Annotated in this window: 11 protein-coding genes and 1 riboswitch; of the genes, 4 read left to right on the forward strand and 7 right to left on the reverse strand. The window is 40.1% G+C overall.

Annotated features, from left to right (window positions below):
- The first annotated feature begins 179 nt into the window (after nucleotides 1-179).
- Nucleotides 180-2921, forward strand: coding sequence for a T9SS type A sorting domain-containing protein (locus tag KO513_RS00625; protein WP_215911839.1), 2742 nt, complete (start codon nucleotides 180-182; stop codon nucleotides 2919-2921).
- Entirely contained in the window at nucleotides 2918-3631 is a 714-nt protein-coding gene (locus KO513_RS00630) for a fibronectin type III domain-containing protein (RefSeq protein ID WP_215911840.1), read from the forward strand. Before KO513_RS00625 ends, KO513_RS00630 begins: the two co-directional genes overlap by 4 nt.
- Before the next feature lie 72 nt (nucleotides 3632-3703).
- Here the strand turns inward: KO513_RS00630 and KO513_RS00635 are convergent, their stop codons facing one another.
- From KO513_RS00635 to KO513_RS00660, 6 genes are all read right to left on the reverse strand, one after another.
- Nucleotides 3704-4873, reverse strand: coding sequence for a trans-sulfuration enzyme family protein (locus KO513_RS00635; RefSeq protein WP_371735186.1), 1170 nt, complete (start codon nucleotides 4871-4873; stop codon nucleotides 3704-3706).
- 37 nt (nucleotides 4874-4910) lie between these two features.
- Entirely contained in the window at nucleotides 4911-8297 is a 3387-nt protein-coding gene (thrA, locus tag KO513_RS00640) for a bifunctional aspartate kinase/homoserine dehydrogenase I (RefSeq protein ID WP_215911842.1), read from the reverse strand.
- A gap of 74 nt (nucleotides 8298-8371) precedes the next feature.
- Nucleotides 8372-9646: an O-acetylhomoserine aminocarboxypropyltransferase/cysteine synthase family protein gene (locus KO513_RS00645; RefSeq protein WP_215911843.1), complete on the reverse strand. Its 1275-nt coding sequence runs from the start codon at nucleotides 9644-9646 to the stop codon at nucleotides 8372-8374.
- A gap of 125 nt (nucleotides 9647-9771) precedes the next feature.
- A riboswitch (SAM riboswitch) is annotated at nucleotides 9772-9883 on the reverse strand.
- Between the two features lie 76 nt (nucleotides 9884-9959).
- A complete protein-coding gene (gene metK / locus KO513_RS00650; protein ID WP_215911844.1) occupies nucleotides 9960-11216 on the reverse strand; it encodes a methionine adenosyltransferase in 1257 nt (418 codons plus the stop codon).
- A 299-nt stretch (nucleotides 11217-11515) separates the two neighbouring features.
- Nucleotides 11516-14194: a carboxypeptidase-like regulatory domain-containing protein gene (locus tag KO513_RS00655; protein WP_215911845.1), complete on the reverse strand. Its 2679-nt coding sequence runs from the start codon at nucleotides 14192-14194 to the stop codon at nucleotides 11516-11518.
- Nucleotides 14195-14245: 51 nt separating this feature from the next.
- Nucleotides 14246-15103: a GLPGLI family protein gene (locus KO513_RS00660; RefSeq protein WP_215911846.1), complete on the reverse strand. Its 858-nt coding sequence runs from the start codon at nucleotides 15101-15103 to the stop codon at nucleotides 14246-14248.
- 198 nt (nucleotides 15104-15301) lie between these two features.
- Between KO513_RS00660 and KO513_RS00665 the strand changes: the two genes are divergently transcribed.
- Nucleotides 15302-15916, forward strand: a complete 615-nt coding sequence (locus tag KO513_RS00665) for a deoxynucleoside kinase (protein ID WP_215441155.1) — start codon at nucleotides 15302-15304, stop codon at nucleotides 15914-15916.
- Here the strand turns inward: KO513_RS00665 and KO513_RS00670 are convergent.
- The gene (locus KO513_RS00670) at nucleotides 15913-16929 is read right to left on the reverse strand and encodes an App1 family protein (protein WP_215911847.1); all 1017 of its coding nucleotides are present in this window, start codon (nucleotides 16927-16929) and stop codon (nucleotides 15913-15915) included. The genes KO513_RS00665 and KO513_RS00670 overlap by 4 nt on opposite strands.
- 189 nt (nucleotides 16930-17118) lie before the next feature.
- Here KO513_RS00670 and KO513_RS00675 point away from each other — a divergent pair, with 189 nt between their 5' ends.
- Nucleotides 17119-17823, forward strand: a complete 705-nt coding sequence (locus KO513_RS00675; protein ID WP_215911848.1) for an energy transducer TonB — start codon at nucleotides 17119-17121, stop codon at nucleotides 17821-17823.
- Nucleotides 17824-17867 lie beyond the last annotated feature (44 nt).

The raw sequence follows: 17867 nt of genomic DNA on the forward strand, positions 1-17867 counted from the left end.
TTCAGATTTTTAGATAAAAGCACCAGTAACGGCAACTGATCAAAAACTTGACAAATAGTTTACAATCTCCAAAAAAACTCATTTGTTATACCCATTTAATCATTTGCTATTTGAAGCAGACCACTATTCTATTAGATTTGGTAAGACACCCATTGTTTAACCTGCTCAAATCCAAACAAATGTCAACTAAACAAAGTTCCCTTTTTTTAATTGTATTCCTTGTAAGTATAACCACTTTTTCAAGAGACATCTATGTTTCCAAAAATGGAGACGACTCAAATCCTGGCACTCAGGAAAACCCGTACTTGACCATTTCTAAAGCGGCAAGTGAGGCCATGGCGGGAGATATTGTATACATTAGGGAGGGCACCTACCAAGAGACCTTGACTCCGGCTAATTCCGGGAGTCCCGGCCAACCTATTGTTTTTCAATCCTTCCCCGGAGAAAAAGTAATCATTACGGCCATGGATGCATTATCTGGCTGGAGTCAAGATAGTGGCTCCATTTACAAGACTACCATCTCATTCACTTCTTTAGGACAAGAGAACTTTGTAATGAACGATGCCACCGCACTGGACTTGGCCCGATGGCCCAACAAAACAGACTCCGACCCTTTTGCCTTGGGGAGCATCCGGAATACGGGCGGAAGCAGCGGCGATGTAATTAACGGAGCTTATTTAGCGGAAGCTTCCATTCCAGGAATTGACTGGACCGGAGGTGCACTTTGGTTCTATGGCGATAAGCCCGGTAGCGGATGGTTGGCATGGAAAAGAATGATTACAGGCAGTTCTTCCGGCCGGATAAATTTTGACCATACCACCACTACCAATGAAACTTGGGTCAGAACTTTTCATGCCCCAGCAGATTTAGGCGATTTTTATCTAGAGGGCGTAAAAGGTGCCTTAGACCATGAAAACGAGTGGTATTTTGATGAAAGCACAAGCACCCTGTACGTTCAGCTTCCCAAAGGTCAAGCTCCTATTGATGGCAAGGTGAAGATGAGACGCCGTTTAGAAACCATTAACCTTAAGGACAAAAAATACATAGAAATAAAGAATTTGGCCGTTTTTGGGGGGAGTATTAATATGGAAGACAGCTCTACTTGGTGGGCATCCAATGCCAATAGCAAAACTACCAATAACCTACTCTACGGGATAACCTCCTTTTTTGGCAATCATACTCAAGGAATCACTAACAGCTCACGCACCAACAATGCCAATATTCATGTACAGGGCTCAAACAATAGGGGTGAAAAATGCGAGATTGCATTTAATGCCGGAGCCGGATTGGTCGTTAGGGGCAACAACCAACAAATTTTAGACAATTATATTCACGACTGCAATTTTCTTGGTTCGTACGATGGTCCTTTGGTCATTAGGGGCATCCAAAATAGTTTGGTAAAAAACAATTCCGTTTTTAGAGGAGGAAGAGACGCTGTACAGTACAATGGTTCCAACAATGAATTTGCCTATAACGATATCTCCCGAAGCAACCTGATTGCGGATGATTGCGCCCTTTTTTATACTGTTGGAGCACAATACACCACGGAAATACACCACAACTGGTTTCACGATACCGCTTCCAGCGGAAAGAAATACAAAGCTGCCGGGATTTATTTGGATAATGATGCCGCAGGGTTTGTGGTGCATCACAATGTGGTCTGGAATACTGAATGGACCAACGTACAGATCAATTGGAATGGAACGGACATTGATATTTTCAACAATACGCTTTGGAACGGTTCAGAAGTAATGGGTGCGTGGCACAAAGATGGAACTGCCTTTTCTAACGTTCGGGTGTGGAACAACCTCGGAAGCGATTCTAATTGGGAGCCGCAATCGGACAAACAAAATAATCTGGTCGTTCCGGCCAGTACATTCATGAGCGTCGCCAATGGGGATTTCACTTTAAACGACGGTGCTTCTGCCATTGACCAAGGAAAGGATATCCCAGGAATAACCGATGGATTTTCGGGTGATCAGCCTGATGTTGGCGCGTATGAAAAAGGAGGTGAACAATGGGTAGCGGGCATTACTTGGCAACCTTTGTATGGAGCCGCAGGCTTAGGTTGTTACGGATTACCCGGTGAAGACTGCATTGCAGTTGACCCTAATGACAAAGACAATGACGGTGTAAACAATGCCGATGACGAATGCCCTGAAACTCCATTAGGCACCACGGTAGATATCAAAGGATGCGCTATTTTTAGTTTAGCTGCCGATAATTTCAAGATAAAGGGAACTGGTGAATCGTGCAGCAATAGTGACGATGGAACTATTTCTATAAGCTCCACAGCTACCTCATATCAATTTAAAGGAAAAATAAAGGAGACCGGAACAGAAAAGAATTTTACTTCTGATGCCTTGTTCAGCAACTTAAGCGCGGGAACTTACACGCTATGTATTACCACTACCGCCGATGCCAATTATGAACAATGTTTTGCTATAGCCATAGACGAACCGGAAGATTTGTCCGTATCCTCAAAGATAGACAACAGTACAAACCAGCTTACCCTAAGCTTGAAAGGCAGTGACAATTATAACATTGAACTAAACGGGGTCGTCACCCATACTACTCAAGATAAAATTACGCTAGACCTTTCCAAGGGTCAAAATCAACTTTCGGTTCAGGCGGATAAGTTTTGTCAAGGTGAATATACTGAGGTCATTAGTGTTTTTGATGGAGTAACCGTATTTCCCAATCAAGTAAAAGATGAGCTAACGGTTGCTTTTTCCCATGCGCTGGATTCTTTAGTTACCCTTGAATTGATTTCGGCTACGGGGAAAGTTGTACTGACCAAGACCGAATCTGCAGGTAACCGAACTACCACTGTGGATACGTCCAATCTAAGTTCGGGTATTTATTTCCTTAACATCACTGCACAAAACATCAATTCCCAAGCTAAAATCGTTAAACAATGATATCCAATACACATCTCCGATTCACCCTTTTTCTTGTTCTTAGCGTCTTTTGTAGTTGTAGCAGTAGTGATGACGAGAACAAAAACAACATGACCCCCACAGAGAGCCTACCGCCAGAAGCCACAGTTCTGGTTTTTCCTGAGAAAGACGAGGAGTGCAACCAAGGTGATATCATCTCTACCACCCAAAGCAAAGTAACCTTTAAATGGAATACTTCTTCACATACGGACAGTTACACCTTGACATTAAAAAATCTGGAGACCAATGAAACGACCGAAAATGATGCAACCACCAATTCACTTGCTTTGACTATTTCGAGAAACACCCCCTACTCTTGGAACATTATCTCAAAATCAAACGAAACAACTGATACGGCAACTAGCGAAACTTGGAAGTTTTACAATGCCGGAGAAGGTAATGAAAACTATGCCCCTTTTCCGGCTGAAGTTCTTACACCTACCATGGGCGCCAATGTAGACCAACCTCTTACCCTAAGCTGGAAGGGAAGTGATGTTGACAATGATATTGCTTCCTATGAAGTGTATTTAGACACTACCAATCCACCGGTTACCTTGCACGCCAATACAACAGATTCAAAAATAGACGATGTTGCTCTTAGCCCTGCTACTGCTTACTATTGGAGAGTGGTCACTACCGACGAAAATGGTTCCAGTTCACAATCGCCCGTCTTTGAGTTCAAGACCAAATAGAACTAATCTAATGCATAAAAAAAACCAAAGTAGAACACTTCGGTTTTTTTGTGCATTCTTATATTATCCGTTTTACCCTAACGCCTGAGAAATATCGGCAATAATATCATCTATGTGTTCCAGCCCTACGGAAACGCGTACCATTCCGTCCGTAACACCAGTTTCCGCACGCTCTTCTACGGAGAGCTTACTATGAGTGGTTGATGCCGGATGCGTAACAATACTACGTGCATCGCCCAAATTAGCCGAAAGGGATAACATCTGAATAGAATCGAAAAACTTCTGCCCAGCTTCTACGCCGCCTTTTACCTCAAAGGCAACCACACAGCCACCGGCTTTCATTTGTTTTTTAGCAATTTCATGCTTGGGATGCGATTTTAAAAACGGGTACCTTACCCAGTTCACTTTTTCATGTCCTTCTAAGAACTCCGCCAATTTTAACGCATTCTCGCAATGACGATCTACACGAACGGCCAAAGTTTCCAAACTTTTGGAGAGTACCCACGCATTAAATGGCGATAATGCAGGACCGGTTATTCTGGAGAAACGGTACACCTTATCTATCAATTCATTTGAACCTACCGTAATACCCGCAAGGACACGCCCTTGCCCGTCCATTAATTTGGTTCCCGAGTGGATGACCAAATCGGCGCCAAACTTAATGGGTTGTTGCAGATAAGGCGATGCAAAGCAATTATCGATTACAAGAATCAACTTATGTTTTTTGGCGATCTTTCCCAATGCTTCCAAGTCCAAAACATCCACACCCGGATTCGTAGGTGTTTCCGCATAAATAATTTTAGTTTTTGGAGTGATTAAAGCCTCAACAGAATCTAAATCATCTATCTTAAAATACGTATGATCAATATTCCATTTTGGAAAAAAATTGGTAAACAGCGAATGGGTCGAACCAAAAATGCTACGAGCAGAAAGCACATGGTCTCCACTATCCAAAAGTGCGGCCAAGGTAGAAAATACAGCCGCCATACCCGATGCAAAGGCAAAACCGTTTTCGGCACCTTCCATTTGGCACACCTTATCTATGAATTCAGATGAATTGGGATTGGAATAGCGCGAGTAAATGTTCCGCTCTTTCTCCTCCGCAAACGACGCACGCATATCTTCTGCATCTTCAAACACAAAACTAGAGGTCATGTACATAGGTACGGAGTGCTCTAAGTTTTTAGTACGTTCCAACTGCGTTCGGATGGCGTTTGTCTCAAATTTCTTTTCCATGTTCATATAAATTGATGAAAACTAACTTTCCCTTTTACTTTATTTATCCTTTTTCGGCTATACGGAGAATATCCCCGAAAACCCCTCTTGCCGTAACCGCTGCTCCGGCACCGGCTCCTTGAATGACCAATGGATTCTCCCCATAGGACTCCGTATATATTTCTATTATTGAATCGGAACCTTTTACCTGCCCCAAGGCACTTTCCTTAGGTACGGATACTAGTTTTACATCTAGAATTCCCTTTTCTTCCTGAAGGTTTCCGTGTAAATCGCCCACATACCGTAAAACATGACCCGCCTTTTGGTTCTTTTTGATTTCGTTGAATTTGGCATCTACCACATCTAGGTTATCCAGAAAATGGTTTACGTCTCCGTCCCTTAACTCTTCCGGAATTAAATTTTCAATATTGATATCCGAAAACTCATTGCTCAGATCCAATTCCCTAGCTAGAATCAATAATTTTCTACCAACGTCATTCCCTGAAAGGTCTTCACGCGGGTCCGGCTCCGTAAAACCACTTTTCATTGCCGCCTTTAATATGTTGGAAAACGGCTCTTCGCTCTCAGAAAAAGTGTTGAATATATAGCTTAACGAACCTGAGAACACCCCTTTTATACCCGTAATGTTTTCACCGGACAAGTGTAACAAACGAATGGTATCTATTAGAGGAAGACCAGCGCCCACATTGGTTTCGTACAAATATTGCTTCTGATGTTTATCCAATTCTTCACGCAGCAACTGGTAATAATCAAAACCAAGTGTATTCGCTATTTTATTGGAGGAAACAATATCAAATCCGTTTTCTACAAACTCAAAGTAATGGGCCACAAACTCACTATTTGCTGTGTTATCCACCACAATAAGGTTTTCCAAATGATTTTCCTTGGCGTAGGTGATAACATCCTCCACCTTGTAAGCAACACCCTTGTCTTCTATGGCAGCCTTCCAATTTTTTGGAATTCCTTTTTTATTTAAAAGTATCTTTCTTGAGTTGGCTACGGCAAAAACCTTTAGATCAATTCCTTTTCGTTTTTGAATGGTCTTTGTAGATTTTAGAATCTGGTCGATTAGCGTTCCACCAACATTTCCATGACCGAAAACTGCAAGATTTACTTTTCGGCTAATGCCAAAAATCTGTCCGTGCATTACGTTCAATGCCTTGTTCAAATCAGATTTTCTGAGTACCAGACTCACATTCTTACCAGATACGGTATTGTTGAAAAGCAAAGGCGCAATCTGATTTTTTATCAAAGCATTATAAGGTCTATGGAAGGTACTTAAATCCTGACCCACAATAGAGATCACGGAAACCTCGTCCAAGACCGTAATCATATTAATATCCTTGGACTCATAATCACTCTCAAACTCTCTATCCAGCGCTCTTTTAGCATCTAAAGCACGGTCAGCATTTACTACCAAACCTATACCTCGTTCAGATGAACCTTGAGAAATAATACTTACACTAATATTGCTTTTCCGAAGTGCACTAAAAATACGGGCATCCACCCCTACCTTTCCTAAAAGTCCTCTTCCCTCTACATTGATCATGGATACATTCTCAATAACGGATAGGGATTTTATACCTCCTTCTTTGGTTTTGGCACTAATCAACGTACCTTCATTATCATTATTGAACGTATTTAAAATACGAAGCGGAATGTTCTTTTCTATTAAAGGAATGATGGTCTTGGCATGTAAAATAGTAGCCCCAAAGTTGGCCAATTCATTAGCCTCGCCATAAGAAAGATGGGAAATACGCTTGGCATCCGAAACCAAATCAGGATTTGCGGTATAAATACCATCTACATGCGTAAAATTCTGAAGCTCCTCCGCATTTAAGAAATTGGCAAACAAGGCCGCGGAATAGTTACTACCGTTCCTTCCCAAAGTAGTGGTTTCCCCATTTTCATTGGACGCGATAAACCCTGTAATAATGGGCACGGCATCTGCATCTAGTTTTGCAAAACTGCGAATAACATTTTCCTTAGACAACGCCTCATTTACTGAAGCATCACCAAAATTAGAATCGGTTTTAATCAATTCCCTAGAGTCCAACATTACAGCATTCAACCCTTTTCCTATGAGCAATTTAGTTACCAATTTGGCAGAGATTAATTCTCCAAAAGCCAGTAATTGGTCTTTAATTTTCAAGCTATAATCACCCAAAAGTGAAACGCCCTCCAGCAATTTTGCCAAATCCTTGAACTCTGCCGAAAGGTTCACATTCTTGAAGGTATGCTTTTGGTATTTTTCAAAAGCCTCAAAATCTTTATAGTAATTTTCTCCCTTTGCCGCCTTTTCTAAAATGGCTTCCAATTGATCGGTTGCCTTTGCACGGGCAGAAAGAACTACGGCAATATTTTCGCCTTCATTTACTTTGTTGCAAACAATATCCAAAACACGCTCCAACCCTTCTCCGTTGGAAAGAGATTTTCCTCCAAACTTTAAAACCTTTGCGTTCTTTGACTTTCCGTTTCTACTGAAAACGGGTTCCAATAACCGCTCCATCTGATCAAACTCTATCAAAAAAGCATCATGACCGTGAAGCGAATGCACTTCGCCATAGGTTACATTTCCATTGGCCTGTGCCAAACGTTTAAAAGTTTCCTTGTTCTCTTTTGCGGTAAAGAACAGATCAGAATCTACCCCAATAATATGAATATTGGCATCACTATTTTGCAGGTCTATAAAATTCTGTTCGCCATTTCTCATGACGTCAATAGTCTTGAGCAATTGGTTCATTAATTTATAGGCCGAAAGCTGAAAACGTTCCTGTAATTTTTCACCATGGTGCATTAACCAACTCTCTACGTTAAAAACCTGAAGTTCCTCATTGGTACTTCTTTTAAAACGGTCCTTGAAAGATTCCGGCGTACGGTAACACAACATGGCATGCATGCGTGCATCGTGAACCGGTTGCTTACTATTCACCAAAAATTGCTCCTGAATCTGGCAATTACCTATCAACCAATCGGTAGACTTCCAGTCTGATGCCACAGGAATAAGATGATCCATAATCTTTGGGTTTATGGCTGCCATTTCCCAAGCAATACCACCCCCTAAAGACCCGCCCAAAAGAGCGAACAATTTCTTGATTTCAAGCTTTTGAAGGCCTAACAGGAAAATCCTTGCGATGTCTCCTGCCACGAAATCCTTATAATTATCAATCACAAATTTATCATATCCGTTACCGGGAATATTAAACGATAGGATTGTATATTTTTTGGTATCGATACACTTGCCCTCTCCAATAAGTGCGGACCACCAGCCCTCATCTCCCGTAACATTACTGTTACCGGTTAAGGCATGGTTTACCTGAACTATGGGCGCCGTGTGCAATTCTTGACCGAACAATTGATAAGACAGCTCAATATCTTGAGTTACCCCACTGATCGTGGTATAGTTTGCTAATTTCAAATGATGAAGCATACGATATATGTTAGACCTGACCTCTAATTAAACAGGTCAGGCCTTATTAATTTCTAACAGAAAATTTATATTGATTAAAGTGCTGCGAATGCGTTTTCCAAATCGGCCTTTAAGTCCTCAATATCTTCCAAACCAACGGACAAACGAATTAAATCCTGACCTACACCTGCGCCTACCAATTGCTCCTCATTTAACTGTTGGTGCGTGGTACTGGCCGGGTGAATGATCAATGATTTAGTATCGCCAATATTGGCCAACAATGAGAAAACTTTTGTAGCATCCGTAACTTTTTTAGCAGCCTCAAAACCACCTTTAATTCCAAATGTTACCAATCCGCTTTGACCTTTTGGCAAATATTCTTGAGCAAGATCGTAGTATTTGCTACTCTTAAGACCTGGATAGTTTACCCATGCCACTTCTTCTCTTCCTTCTAACCAAGTAGCCAATTCAAGTGCATTTACACTGTGTTGTTTTATACGTACATTCAAAGTTTCCAAACCTTGTATAATCTGGAAAGCATTAAACGGACTCAAAGCTCCACCAAAATCACGCAATCCTTCTAAAATCAATTTAAAAGTAAAGGCTGCGGCACCTAAAGCTTCGCTATACACTAAACCGTGATATCCAGCAGAAGGTTCTGTAAATTCCGGGAATTTCCCGTTGGTCCAATCAAAAGTTCCGGCATCAATAATAGCACCGCCCAAAGAAGTACCTTGACCGCCAATATATTTAGTAAGTGAGTGAATTACCAAGTTAGCACCGTGCTCAATAGGGTTTAAAAGTGCAGGTGAAGCCACCGTATTATCAACAATAAAAGGAACCTGAGCAGCTTTGGCCTGTTTTGAAATAGCTTTCAAATCAAGCACATCTAATTTAGGGTTACCCAGAGATTCTACAAAAATAGCCCTGGTGTTATCCTGAACTGCTTTACCAAAATTTTCCGGATCGGAAGCATCAACAAAAGTAGTGGTGATTCCCAACCTTGGCAAGGTAACATTCAACAAGTTAAAGGTACCGCCATACAAACTACTGGAAGCTACAATATGGTCTCCCGCTTTCAATAGCGTTAATAAACCCGTTGAAATAGCTGAAGTTCCCGAAGCGAAAACTACTGCTCCGACTCCGCCTTCAACAGCTGCTAAACGCTCTTGAAGAATTTGATTGGTAGGGTTGTTCAATCGTGTATAGATAAAACCAAGTTCTGCCAATGAAAATAAATTGGCGGCATGGTCCGTATCATTAAAAACATACGAGGATGTTTGATAAATAGGCACGGCACGTGTACCACCTGTTTGCGCGGGATCGTGTCCGGCATGTAATGCGTTGGTTGAGAATTTTTGATCACTCATAATCTTTGATTTTTAATTGTTATTTAAAATAATTAAAAGCCCGATACCTTGAACCGAAAATCCGATGCTAGGTAGAATATCAAAAAAGTTATAAGAAAGTAAAAGATTAGTATGAGTAATCTGATTTGTTATCTGTCTCATTTTTATAGAGATAGAATGTAGCACCTTCTCTGCACAGGTGGCAAAGGGTTGCTAAGGTTTCAAAGGGTCTATTCCCTCCACCTTTCTTGATAACTATTCAATACGTGTTTGAACTTTTGGAACTACAAATATATAGTTGGTGAATTTAAATTCACCAACATTTTTGAAAAATTTACAAATTAAACGCTTTTTTCACCTCACCTACCATATCCAACTTCTCCCAAGTGAACAATTCCACTTCTTTTTCGATACGACCGTTATACGGCGATTCAAAAACTTTCTTGATCATTCTTGGTTCTTTACCCATATGGCCATATGCCGCAGATTCCAAATAAATAGGATTTCGCAACTTTAGTCGCTCTTCAATAGCAAACGGACGCATATCAAAAAGGGCTTTGGTCTTTTGGGCAATTTCACCATCCGTAAGGTCTACATTAGACGTTCCGTAGGTATCTACATAAATAGAGGTAGGCTCAACCACGCCAATGGCGTAACTTACCTGTACCAACATCTCGTCCGCAACACCTGCCGCTACTAAATTCTTAGCAATGTGGCGCGCTGCATAGGCCGCACTTCTATCTACTTTACTCGGGTCTTTTCCACTAAAAGCCCCACCACCGTGAGCACCTTTACCTCCGTAAGTATCTACTATAATTTTTCTTCCGGTAAGTCCGGTATCCCCATGAGGACCACCGATTACAAATTTCCCGGTTGGATTGATGTGGTATTTTATTTTATCATCAAATAAATCCTGAATGGCTTTTGGCAATTGCTCTACCACTCTTGGGATTAAAATCTCTACAAGGTCTTCTTTGATTTTTGCCAACATTACCTCATCATCATTATGAAAAGCATCGTGTTGTGTAGATATAACAATAGTATCTATACGTTGCGGCACATTATCATCTGAATACTCAATAGTAACTTGCGATTTGGCATCGGGACGCAAATAATCTATGATTCTACCTTCCCTACGCAACTCCGCCAAATTCTGAAGAATTTTATGCGAAATATCCAAAGCCAACGGCATGTAGTTTTCTGTTTCCTTGGTAGCATAACCGAACATCATACCTTGATCACCAGCTCCTTGTTGCTCTTTCTCGCCACGATCCACACCTTGACTAATATCTTGCGATTGCTCATGAATTAACGAAATAACTCCACAAGAATCTCCACTAAACTGATATTCGCCCTTAGTATAACCAATAGCATTAATTACATCTCTAGCAATGGTCTGAACATCTAGATAAGTATCACTCTTAACCTCACCGGCCAAAACAACCTGGCCCGTAGTTACCAAGGTTTCACAAGCAACTTTACTTTCTGGGTCAAAAGCCAAAAAGTGGTCCAACAAGGCATCGCTTATTTGATCGGCAACTTTATCAGGGTGTCCTTCACTAACAGATTCGGAGGTAAACAAATATGGCATAACAAACTTTTATTTTTTCTAAAAAGGATTTGAAAGAATGCCGGAAGAAGTATGATGTGAAAATTTTCAACATCAACTGCTTTAGCATTTTTTTGTTCTACAATCCCGCTTGGCAAAAACCAATCTTAAATTGGCAATTCAAACAGGTTTAAAACAGAGGTTGCAATCAGTCAAATCCCTCCTCTTTAATTTAATTAGGACGCAAAAGTATAAAAAATGTTCAGATCAAAATATTAATATCGTGTTATTTATTATTTCCTTTTGTAAATACCATGCTCTTTGCACAGGTTTATCAACTATTACAAATCATATTTTAACGATAATAGCAGATAGCGTGGCTGCACATAGTAAACCTGCGTAGTAAAGAATAAATCATTGGTACTGTCACGGTTAAGCGTAGTGGTATTCAATAAATTGGTGCCTTTAATTCCATATTCCCATCGGCTGCCTTGCTTCTGATACGTTAGGGTAGATTCCAAGAAACTATATGTATTGTCAATTGTATTGTCCTTATCCGTGTAATTATAAAAATCATAATCCACATTAAAAATAAAGCTTTTAAGAAAAGAGGCATCAAAACGGGCATACGGTCTACTGGTATAAAATGTAGTTTCTAAATTTCCGTTTTCGTAATTGTTTATCGTATACCTGTATCCCAACTCTAAATTGGGTGCATTCTTAAAATTAGTACTAAGCGCACCCGTATAGTTCTGTGTGAACGAATTGGACATGCGTTGCTGACCGTCTATTAAATTATTGGTAGTAGACCAACCCACATTACCCCTTACGGAAGCTTTTACCTTTCCAAAAGTACGCTCATAATTTCCGCTAGCGGATAAAGATTCATCTTCAAAATTAGAGTTGATGGTACTACTTACCCTATTTATTCCAATGATATCCGCACTACTTTTTAATGCATCTATTCTTTTGGTATAGGCAACATTCGCAAAAATATTGGTAAGATTGAACATATTGAAACTAAAGAAGTTCAGTGAAAGATTGTGGTTGAGGGCACTTTCCAAATCCCTATTTCCATTATAGAGCGAATTGTAGTTATTGAGCACGTAACCTTGGGCAAAGTTACTCACATCCGTAAAGGAACGGGTTACCCTATAGTTGAACCGCAAATTCTCCGATTTCTTCAATTGAGCGTTGATATACACATCTGGCAATAAAGCCGTAAGGTTATCCTCTACTACCGTGCCCAATTGTTCATTGGTAACATTAAACTGATGTAGAGTAAGCCCCGGATTAAAAGTGAAAATTCCAGAAATAACTTTATAATGTAGCCCTAAGTACAAGTCCGAAACATTAAAGCTAACCTCATTGCCAAAGTCGCTCCCATCCATATACAACGTTTCCTCATTATCCAAAATCTGAAAAATTCCCGAATTAAAATTCTGATGGCTTTGGGTGGTTCCCAAAGTTAAATTAAGGTTGCTCTTTGTTCCCAGCACTCGGTAATAGTCTACCTTGGCATCCACTTTATTGGTTACCACATTTTTGGTCTGGTTTATATTGTATACATCCTGAGTTTCATCAACGGGAAAAATATCAACGAAAGCAAATTCATTACGGATCGCCTCATAGAACGGGTCTTCATCTTGATACATATGCTGCGCCTCTACAGCAAAGATGTTCTTCTCGTTAAGTGTATAGTAGAGGTTGAGGTTTTGATTGACCGCCAAAGGCTTTTGTTTTTTCACCTCGGATATTTCATCCGTTATATTGGATATAGAAAGTACGTCTACCTGTTCATTATCATCGGACTGTTTTAATAGCGCATCATAGTCTAACTGAAAGTTGGCATTGGGCTTATACCGTGCACTAAATTTTGCCAATCCAAGGTGCACGGTCTGATCTGTATTGGTGGTTGCATTTTCCACATCGTTACTAGCAATATACGAGGTATTTCGCTCAGACTTCATTAAGGTTCCCGTATAGGAGTAAATTCCAAAACCACTTAAATCTAAACTTTCGGTTGGCGAATAACTGAAGTTTGCCGCAGCAAATTTTGTATCTATGTCATTGGCCCTATTGTTTTGAGCGGTAGAAAGACCAAGGCCATCTACCCCTGTTGCAATTGAACTTCCGCCCCTAGAGTTTATATTTCTGAAGCCACCGGTAAAATTTCTATAATCATTCCGGGTAAAGGGAACCTCTCCCAAATTGTTGAGGTCCGTAATTATATTAATGCTGTATTTTGGACTATAATAAAACAATTTAGGATGTGCCAAATACCTGTCATCAGGACCGTAGCCCGCTGTCAATTCCCCAAACCAAAAGTTCTTTTTCCCTTCTTTTAATTTTATGTTTAAAGCCACATTATCATCATCATTGGTAAGGCCTTTCATTTGGGAAACCTCATTAAAGTTCCGTAGTACTTCAACTTTACTTAATGCGTTGGCCGGAATATTTTCAACGGCAAGCTTAGAATCGCCATCAAAAAAATCCTTACCCTCTACCATAACCTTGCTTACGGTCTTTCCTTCTACTTCTATCTGCCCATCATCATTGATTTCAATGCCCGGAAGGTTTTCAAGAACATCCTTTAGTTTTTTTTCAGTACCCGAAACAAAAGCATCCGTATCATAAACAATGGTGTCCCCTTTTACGGATACCGGCATTTCATACGTAACCTCCACCTCATCTAACTGGGCCGCCTGCTCCTGCATAACAATATCCTTAACGGCATCATTGGTGGTAGCGGTAAAGGTGAACGATTCCGTTTTAAATCCCAGGTAACTGACTTTTACGGTATATTCATGGCCCGTTTTCAGCTTTAGTTTATATAGCCCTGCATGATTGGTAATACCATAAGATTCCAAGCCCTTGGTTTCGGAATTTATGGCGATAACATTGGCCATATCAACACCAGTTCCCAAGCTGTCCTTAACCGTACCCGTCAATGAAATTTCTTGGGAAAAGCCAATAGCGACCACCATAAGAAACATAATAAACAACCATGCATTTCTCATTATTCTAGTATTAGAAGTGAAAACGTATTTAATTTAAAATAGATAGGAATGTTATTGCGGACGACCATTTCCACGCCCGCGTCCACCACGGTTTCTGAAGTTTTCTCGCATCTCTTTCATTTTCTCCTGCGAGATTTCATCATACTCTGCCTGCGTTACTTTTTTTCCTTTACTTGGCGCCTTTATTTCTACCTTTTCTTTTGGATTCAAGGTAATCTCGGAACAGATTATAGTTGTTATATCATCGCTTACAGCAAGGATAAGCCCCGGCAGCCCCCAGTATTCAGAAGGGCCTTGGTTTACGGGTATTTCTGGAGTATACCACGCTACTATCTCCACTTCTTTTATTTCAAATTCTTCTTCTCTTTTTGCCTCTTCTTTTTTATCATCATCATTTCGTCTACGAAAAATAGCCCGCATATTAGGGCGTTTTATAGTCTTTGTAGCCGTTGCCTTAAAAGCAGTGTAATTCCCTATTTGCCTAGTTTCACTACCAAGCTCCCAATCCAGTTTTTCCAATTCATCATCTATCAAGAATATCTTACCCAAAAGCTCATTCTTGATCAAGTATTTTCCTTCTTTAATATTCTTGTACAAATCACCTCCTGATGTGGAAAAAGCCCCAAATCGCGGTCCTCTGCCCCCATCCCTACCTCCGGGTTGCTCTAACTGCTCTTCCTCTTTATAGATAGATTCCGTTTGGCTAAAATTAAGAACGAATGTTTTTTCATTGGCCCTTTTTATACGCTCCATCATCTCCTTTTTCCGGTCCTCAGGTATTTGCCTGTTACCAAAATCCATATTCACCTGCGTTTTACTGAAATAAGTTGCCTTTCCTTGAAAATCTTGGGCATACAAGCTGCCACACAACAAAACAAAAACCAACCCTATAAACCGTCTACTTTTCATACTACCAGATAATTAATATGGCTTTAAGACTGTTATAATGCCAATTGGTTTAATTGAACATCCAAAAGAAAATCAAGAAACTTGACACTTTTTTCGTATTGTGAATAAATTATGTTTTTACTTCCTATAGTTATCTCGTATCTTGTACCTTCTAATTACCTTGCATAAAAACACACAACCATTAATCTATAAAGCTCTATGCACATAGCAGTTGCCGGAAACATCGGTGCAGGAAAAACAACCTTAACCAGGTTATTAGCAAAACATTACAACTGGGAAGCCAACTTTGAAGATGTAGTAGACAACCCTTATTTAGATGATTTCTACAATCAGATGGAGCGTTGGAGCTTCAACCTTCAGATTTACTTTTTAAACCATAGGTTCCGTCAAATCCTACAAATTAGGGAGAGCGGCAAGGAAATTATACAGGATAGGACCATTTATGAGGATGCATATATTTTTGCCCCCAACCTTCATGCCATGGGCCTGTTGACCAATAGGGATTTTGAAAACTACAAGAGCCTTTTTGAACTGATGGAGAGTTTGGTTCAACCGCCGGATTTACTTATCTATTTGAGAAGTTCCATTCCCAACTTGGTAAAACAAATCCATAAACGTGGGCGCGAATACGAGAACAGTATTTCCATAGATTACTTAAGCCGACTTAACGAACGCTACGAAGCTTGGATTCATGGATACACCAAGGGCAATCTCCTTATTATTGATGTAGACGATTTGGATTTTGTAGATCAACCTGAAGATTTGGGAACTATCATCAATAAAATAGACGCAGAAATCAACGGATTATTTTAGGGAGTATTAGCAATAAAACCATTTGCTTTTGCATGTTCTATAGCTTGTTCACTGGTTTCCACTAATAGTACAGGAGTTGTTTTATATGCATTGAAGAGACTTCTAACCCGTTCCATTCTTCGTTTATGGGCTACACTTCTTATGTAAATGGCACTTATCTGTTTTGGATATAGCTCCGCTATCTCCTTATAAATATCTGCATCATGCTCCCCACTATCGCCGATTAAAATAAATTTTAAATTGGGATATGTTTTTAAAATATTGAGTATCTCCTTTTGCTTTTGAGGTTTTTCGTCCGGTCTTTTGCGCAGCCCCAAGCTTGGGAAATTTCGCAACAATATGGGGCCTTTAGGAAAGTCGTTTTCTTGTAGAAAAAGTTCTAAATACCTGTACATGTTCCATGGGCTATGGCTTACATAAAAAATAGGGTTTGCCTCCTTTCCAGATTCCCCCCTGTGCAGTAAATTATAGAATTCTGCCGTACCTTTTAAAGGTTTCCGGTTACTGACCCTTTTAAAAATGGTGTTTACGATTACCTTCCATTTTAACGAAGAAACCACGCCCGTGTGCAAGATTGTATCATCTATATCGCTTATGACCCCAAACTGTGCAGTAGCCGACGGTATTAACAATTCTCCGGGAAACTTATTCTGATGAAGAACTTCCCTACGGAGCGCAGAGTCCGAGTATGAAATCTCATAATTTAACCAACCTTCCCCATTGGCAAGCTCCTCTAGATTATTTTGCGGCTCATCAAAAGTATAATACCCCCTACCATCTGTTTTTCCGGTAAGGGTTCTCCCATCAGGAAGTTTTACCCTAACACAGGTATTGCGTATTTCATCGGTTTCAAAACGCTTGTAGCTGTTCCAGATTAAATTGAAAAAACCCTTTTTTGACAAATCTATTTCCTCGTCCTCTAAAGCCCTGCCACGCGCGTAAAAGTGCGAATTGGTCCCATAGCCCTGAAAAGCCATAATCTGCAACTTGTCTTTCTTTCCGAATAAACCCATGACATCAAATATACTTAAATATAGTGCTCAGACCGACTACAATAAAAATCTATGACTAATCAAAAGTAGCGTTCACGCACCCAAAGGTACGTTTCCCTCAGTACCAGTTTCAAACTAAAAGAGTTGGCTTTAAGTTTAATCATGTTTAACCCTGTTGATTTTTGAAAATCGACTCTAAACCCAGAAAAGATGAAACCAAAAAAAAACCCACAAAAAGACCTAAACAGAAACCGTCCTATCTATTTTCTATTTGGGCTATTGTTTGTTCTTATGCTAACCCTTGCGGCCTTTGAATGGAAGACCTATGACAAAACTTATGATTATGACGTCTCCATGAACATAGAGGACCAACTAACCGAAGAGCTCCCCATTTTAGTAGAGTTCAAAACTCCTCCTCCCCCAAAACAAATTACGGCACCTCCTATAATTGAAGTAATTGACGATGAGGAAGAAGCCGTTGAAGATGTATTTGAATCTACCGAGACCAATCAAGACGAAGAGATTTTAGAAGTGTCCGATATTGAAGTTTTAGAGACCGATGAACCAGAAGAAATGTCTTTTATGATCATTGAAGATGTTCCTGTTTTTCCCGGTTGTGAAACCCAAAAAGACAAACGTGATTGTTTCCAGAAAATGATAAACAGACATATTGCCAAAAATTTCAGATACCCTGAATCTGCCCAAGAAATGGGAATTCAAGGCCGAGTGAACATTATGTTCGTGATTCAAAAAGACGGAAGCATAGGCAACGTACAATTACGGGGTCCGGACAAAAGCTTAGAAAAAGAAGCAAAAAGAATTATTGATAAGCTACCCCAAATGAAACCTGGCAAACAAAGAGGAACCCCGGTACGGGTGCCTTTTAGTATTCCCATTACATTCAAACTTCACTAATAAACAAATAAAAAAAGGGGGCTTAATTGCCCCCTTTTTATTTC

Origin of the sequence: Zobellia sp. B3R18 (assembly GCF_018860715.1) — a bacterium.
Lineage (GTDB): Bacteria > Bacteroidota > Bacteroidia > Flavobacteriales > Flavobacteriaceae > Zobellia > Zobellia russellii.

Bases quoted from the DNA above. Each gene is read 5' to 3' on its own strand.
- KO513_RS00625 (WP_215911839.1), top strand. From the start codon at position 180: ATGTCAACTAAACAAAGTTCCCTTTTTTTAATTGTATTCCTTGTAAGT.
- KO513_RS00630 (WP_215911840.1), top strand. From the start codon at position 2,918: ATGATATCCAATACACATCTCCGATTCACCCTTTTTCTTGTTCTTAGC.
- KO513_RS00635 (WP_371735186.1), bottom strand. From the start codon at position 4,873: ATGAACATGGAAAAGAAATTTGAGACAAACGCCATCCGAACGCAGTTG.
- thrA (WP_215911842.1), bottom strand. From the start codon at position 8,297: ATGCTTCATCATTTGAAATTAGCAAACTATACCACGATCAGTGGGGTA.
- KO513_RS00645 (WP_215911843.1), bottom strand. From the start codon at position 9,646: ATGAGTGATCAAAAATTCTCAACCAACGCATTACATGCCGGACACGAT.
- metK (WP_215911844.1), bottom strand. From the start codon at position 11,216: ATGCCATATTTGTTTACCTCCGAATCTGTTAGTGAAGGACACCCTGAT.
- KO513_RS00655 (WP_215911845.1), bottom strand. From the start codon at position 14,194: ATGAGAAATGCATGGTTGTTTATTATGTTTCTTATGGTGGTCGCTATT.
- KO513_RS00660 (WP_215911846.1), bottom strand. From the start codon at position 15,103: ATGAAAAGTAGACGGTTTATAGGGTTGGTTTTTGTTTTGTTGTGTGGC.
- KO513_RS00665 (WP_215441155.1), top strand. From the start codon at position 15,302: ATGCACATAGCAGTTGCCGGAAACATCGGTGCAGGAAAAACAACCTTA.
- KO513_RS00670 (WP_215911847.1), bottom strand. From the start codon at position 16,929: ATGGGTTTATTCGGAAAGAAAGACAAGTTGCAGATTATGGCTTTTCAG.
- KO513_RS00675 (WP_215911848.1), top strand. From the start codon at position 17,119: ATGAAACCAAAAAAAAACCCACAAAAAGACCTAAACAGAAACCGTCCT.